The sequence below is a fragment of the Vibrio sp. V42_P2S4T144 genome, assembly GCF_009904715.1.
Classification (GTDB): Bacteria; Pseudomonadota; Gammaproteobacteria; order Enterobacterales; family Vibrionaceae; genus Vibrio; species Vibrio alginolyticus.
The window spans coordinates 1-5,293 of sequence record NZ_WXWS01000464.1; the positions used below are offsets into that span (position 1 = coordinate 1).

5 protein-coding genes are annotated in these 5,293 nt (G+C 44.5%); 2 read left to right on the forward strand and 3 right to left on the reverse strand.

The window, feature by feature from the left end:
* Window positions 1–32: 32 nt before the first annotated feature.
* The 3 genes from purB to mnmA form a co-directional block, all read right to left on the reverse strand.
* The gene (purB, locus tag CAG68_RS15530) at window positions 33–1,403 is read right to left on the reverse strand and encodes an adenylosuccinate lyase (protein WP_005378198.1); all 1,371 of its coding nucleotides are present in this window, start codon (window positions 1,401–1,403) and stop codon (window positions 33–35) included.
* Between the two features lie 153 nt (window positions 1,404–1,556).
* The gene (gene hflD, locus CAG68_RS15535) at window positions 1,557–2,174 is read right to left on the reverse strand and encodes a high frequency lysogenization protein HflD (RefSeq protein WP_005378194.1); all 618 of its coding nucleotides are present in this window, start codon (window positions 2,172–2,174) and stop codon (window positions 1,557–1,559) included.
* A 10-nt stretch (window positions 2,175–2,184) separates the two neighbouring features.
* Window positions 2,185–3,309, reverse strand: a complete 1,125-nt coding sequence (gene mnmA / locus CAG68_RS15540; protein ID WP_005378192.1) for a tRNA 2-thiouridine(34) synthase MnmA — start codon at window positions 3,307–3,309, stop codon at window positions 2,185–2,187.
* A 188-nt stretch (window positions 3,310–3,497) separates the two neighbouring features.
* Between mnmA and CAG68_RS15545 the strand changes: the two genes are divergently transcribed.
* Both CAG68_RS15545 and CAG68_RS15550 read left to right on the forward strand, forming a co-directional pair.
* The gene (locus CAG68_RS15545; RefSeq protein ID WP_005378190.1) at window positions 3,498–3,767 is read left to right on the forward strand and encodes a hypothetical protein; all 270 of its coding nucleotides are present in this window, start codon (window positions 3,498–3,500) and stop codon (window positions 3,765–3,767) included.
* Window positions 3,768–3,884: 117 nt separating this feature from the next.
* Window positions 3,885–5,189 (forward strand): inosine/guanosine kinase, encoded by a 1,305-nt coding sequence (locus tag CAG68_RS15550; protein WP_005378187.1) that lies wholly within the window; start codon window positions 3,885–3,887, stop codon window positions 5,187–5,189.
* Window positions 5,190–5,293 lie beyond the last annotated feature (104 nt).

Sequence of the window (5,293 nt, forward strand, 5' to 3'; positions counted from 1 at the left end):
AACCTTTTAGGTATCTGGTCGTTACACGAGGATTACAGCTTATCTGTCAGCTCGATTGCTTGACCGATATAGTTCGCTGGCGTCATCTCTTTCAGACGTGCTTTCTCGTGCTCAGGAAGCTCAAGACCGTCGATGAAGTTACGCATTGCTTCGCCGTCTACACGCTTACCACGAGTTAGCTCTTTCAGCTTCTCGTATGGCTTCTCGATGCCGTAACGACGCATAACTGTTTGTACTGGCTCAGCTAGTACTTCCCAGTTCTTGTCTAGTTCAGCAAGAAGCGCTTCACGGTTTACTTCTAGCTTGCTGATGCCTTTAAGCGTAGAAGTGTAAGCGATGATAGCGTAGCCAACACCAACACCAAGGTTACGTAGAACCGTTGAGTCAGTTAGGTCACGTTGCCAACGAGAGATAGGCAGTTTCTGTGCTAGGTGGCCGAATACAGCGTTCGCAAGACCTAGGTTACCTTCTGAGTTTTCAAAGTCGATTGGGTTAACTTTGTGAGGCATTGTTGAAGAACCGATCTCACCAGCAATAGTTTTTTGCTTGAAGTGGCCTAGTGCAATGTAACCCCAAACGTCGCGGTCGAAGTCAATCAGGATAGTGTTGAAACGAGCGATAGCGTCGAACAGCTCAGCGATGTAATCGTGCGGTTCGATTTGAGTTGTGTAAGGGTTCCAAGTTACGCCTAGAGACTCTGTGATGAACTCTTCAGAGAACTTGTGCCAATCTAGCTCTGGGTAAGCAGAAAGGTGTGCGTTGTAGTTACCTACTGCACCGTTGATTTTCGCTAGGATCTCAACGTTTTCGATTTGCTTGAATTGACGCTCCATACGGTACGCCACGTTTGCCATTTCTTTACCCATAGTAGATGGAGAAGCAGGCTGACCGTGTGTACGAGATAGAAGAGGAATGTCGCGGTATTCCACTGCTAGTGCTTTGATAGCGTCGATTAGGTTACGGATTTCTGGAAGAATCACGTTCTCACGCGCTTCTTTAAGCATTAGAGCGTGTGATGTGTTGTTGATGTCTTCAGAAGTACATGCGAAGTGGAAGAACTCGTTTACTGCGTGCAGTTCAGGAACGTCTGCTACTTTCTCTTTTAGGAAGTACTCAACCGCTTTTACGTCGTGGTTAGTTGTACGCTCGATCTCTTTGATACGGCGTGCATCTTCTTCAGAGAAGTTTGCAGCAAGGTCGTCTAGGAATTGGTTTGCTTCTGCGCTAAACGCTGGCACTTCTGCAATTTCAGCAGTAGCAGCAAGCTTTTGTAGCCAGCGGATTTCAACGATAGTACGGTACTTTAGTAGACCGTATTCACTGAAAATTTCGCGTAACGCAATTGTCTTGCTTCCGTAACGGCCGTCTACTGGTGAAACAGCAGTCAATGCTGACAGTTCCATGATGTTCTCCTGAATTGGGTTTCTAAATTTCGTGAGCTTTATACCAATAACTGTGGCAATTGTCACGAATATTGCGCAAACGTTTGCGCGAGATTTGTTTTAGTCGAAAAAAATGAGCTCGCGATAAACGCGAGCTGCTTATTTGATATTTTACTACAGACGAGCAAGAAGGATTTGTGCTTGCTCTACCATCTTCTTGCGCCCGAAGATTAGGTGGCGACGCTTACCACCAACTTGACGCCAAAGAACTGCACTACGAATGCCAGATAACAACAGCGCACGAACTTTGTGTTGGCTTGCCGTCTGCTGCAGTACAGATGGCGTGCCCGTTACTTGAATGCGTGGGCCAATAGGGCTAACGACATCCAGATAGATGCTCGCTAAATTGCTGATCATTTGATCGTCTAGTAGCTCAAAGTGCTCTGACTGACGCTTGGCCATTTGAATACGATCACCAAGCTGAGACATAGCATCGTTACGAGAGCTTAACTTACGCTCTAACGCCATTAAACTAATAATGTAACGAGTAATTTCACTGCCTGATGGTGTGCTATCAATCCCTTTAACCAAGCATTCTAGGCCGAGCTTTAGATCGGCTTCGCGACCGAATACGCCAACTGTGTTAGCAGGGTTCGTGCTCAAAATAGCGTTGATTGATGTTTCAAAAGCATCTTGATCACAATGTCCGTTTCTCGCTACCTGTTGAACTAAAGCAACAGCTTGGCAAATCCCAGCGAAAGCGATAGTACGGTCATAAAGTGTATTCGCCACGTAACGACTCCTAAGCTTGAGAATATTTAATGCGTTGCTCGATGATGCCGCCACCTAGGCACACGTCACCTTTGTAGAACACTGCTGATTGACCTGGAGTTACAGCAATTTGTGGCTCGTCAAAGATAACTTTAATGTTTTCATCATCGATAGGGATGATTGTACAAGGAATATCTTCCTGACGGTAACGAGTTTTCACTGTGCACTTCATAACATCGCGAATTGGCTCACGATCTACCCAATGAAGTTGTGATGCAAGTAGACCTTCTGATTTCAACATTGGATGGTCTTTACCTTGAACAGCAATCAAAACGTTACGTTCTAGATCTTTCTCACCAACGAACCAGGGGTCCTCGTTACCACCGCCGCCTTTACGGCCACCGATGTGTAGACCTTTACGCTGACCAAGTGTGTGGTACATCAGGCCTTGGTGTTGACCAATCACTTCGCCTTCTGGCGTCTCGATATTACCAGGCTGAGCTGGAAGGTAGCGACCGAGGAATTCTGTAAACTTGCGTTCACCGATGAAACAAATACCAGTTGAGTCTTTCTTCTTAGCGGTAATTAGATCTTGTTCTTCCGCAATGCGGCGCACTTCTGGCTTCTCTAGATCACCAACAGGGAATAGGCTACGTGCGATTTGCTCGTTGCTTAATGTGTACAGGAAGTAGCTTTGATCTTTGTTGCCATCTAGACCACGTAGCATCTGTGGTTTTTCACCATTTTCTGGGAAAGAGCGACGCACATAGTGGCCCATTGCAATGTAATCAGCATCAAGTACTTCATCAGCGAATTCTAGGAATGCTTTGAACTTGATTTCTTTGTTACAAAGAATGTCAGGGTTCGGAGTACGGCCAGCTTTGTATTCAGCAAGGAAGTACTCAAATACGTTATCCCAGTATTCGGCAGCAAAGTTGATAGTGTGTAGGTGGATGCCTAGCTTGTCACATACTGCCTGAGCGTCAGCAAGATCTTCTGCCGCTGTACAATATTCTTCGTTGTCATCTTCTTCCCAGTTCTTCATGAAAAGGCCTTCTACTTGGTAGCCTTGCTGCTTTAGAAGATACGCGGAAACAGATGAATCAACGCCGCCGGACATACCGACGATGACTTTCTTTTGGCTGTTATCAGACATTACTAAACACCACTTAAATAAACGGGATGCAGATTCTATCAGAATCCACAGACCGGTGACAGATCCGAGATCGAAATCACAATTCGTTTCGCTGGATTTTTCTTCAACAAAGATTCGAACGAGTAATTTCGCAAGTATAGAAGAGGTATATATGGCATAGTTGGCCAAAATCCAAGAGGAAACACCAAATGACAGAAGAAAACCAATTTATGCAAGAAAGTGAGTTGATTGAAATTGTGGAAAATCAGCTCGAAGATGGCAACCCGCTTAAAGTAAAAGAAACCCTTATGCGTTTAATGATGACTGGCACACCACGTGAAGATGCGGTTGCGATGATGGCATGTGCGATGTCAATTGAGATTTTTGATGTAATGAAGAATGAAGGTGAGTTCAACCTAAAGCGTTATAGCGAGCACCTTGAGCAACTACCAGATCTCAGCTTTATGGAAGGTGAATAAGCCACCTAAAAGAAAAAAGCTGTCAGCAAACGTTTGCTATAATCGCTTTTATTGCTGCTTTATTATTAGCGGTATAGAATCCGCTCTCCTTTTCATCCCCTTACTCAGACTGACAATATGAAATTTCCTGGACAACGCAAATCGAAGCACTATTTTCCTGTTCATGCTCGTGACCCGCTGGTGAGCCAAGCACAAGAAAGCAAGAAGATGACGCGCACTCACATCATTGGTATTGACCAAACCTTGGTTGATATTGAAGCAAAAGTTACAACGGATGTGATTGAAAAGTACGGTCTGAGTAAAGGTCACTCTCTGGTTATCGATGACGAAAGAGCAGAAGAGTTATACCAGCAACTGAAAGAAGAGAACTTGATTACCAATGAGTATGCGGGCGGTACAATTGGTAACACGCTACATAACTACTCCGTGCTAGCGGATGACCGCTCCACACTACTTGGAGTGATGAGCCAGGATATTAAGATTGGCAGCTACGGTTACCGTTATCTTTGTAATACATCAAGCCGCATGGACTTGAACTACCTACAAGGTGTAGATGGTGCAATTGGCCGTTGTTTTGCTCTTATCACAGAAGACGGTGAACGTACTTTTGCTATCAGCGAAGGGCAAATGAACCAACTCCATCCTGATAGCATTCCAGAGAAAATCTTTAAAAATGCATCAGCACTTGTACTGACGTCATATCTAGTACGTTGCAAAGACGGCGACCCAATGCCGGAAGCAACAATGAAAGCAATTGAGTACGCGAAAAAGAATGATGTGCCTGTTGTTCTGACTTTAGGCACAAAGTTTGTTATTCAAGATGACCCTAAATATTGGCAAGAATTCATTCGAGATAACGTTTCAGTCGTTGCGATGAATGAAGATGAAGCAGAAGCACTGACGGGGGAATCTGATCCACTTGCTGCGTCTGATAAAACATTGGAGTGGGCTGATCTAGTATTGTGCACGGCGGGTCCTGTAGGTCTATTTATGGCTGGGTATACGGAGGATAGCGCGAAGCGCGAAACTTCTTTGCCATTACTTCCAGGGTCAATTGCTGAATTTAATCGTTATGAATTCAGTCGTCCGGCGAAAAAAGACTCATGCGAGACGCCAATAAAAGTGTACTCGCATATCTCGCCATATATGGGTGGCCCAGAAAAAATTAAGAATACAAATGGCGCAGGTGATGCTGCGTTATCTGCTGTTCTTCATGATATGGCAGCAAATAAATACCATAAAGAAAATGTGCCTAATTCAAGCAAGCACAGTAACGAGTATTTAACTTACTCTTCTTTTTCTCAAGTCTGCAAATACGCAAACCGTGCTAGCTACGAAGTTCTCGTGCAACATTCACCACGATTGTCGCGCGGACTTCCTGAGCGAGAAGATAGCCTAGAAGAAGCATACTGGGAACGTTAATACGAAGCGGTTTAATTAACTATTCTGTAACTAAAGTAAAAGGCACATTAAGAAATGTGCCTTTTTTATTTGTAATGGTTTAAATAAAAAAGGCTCCCTATGGG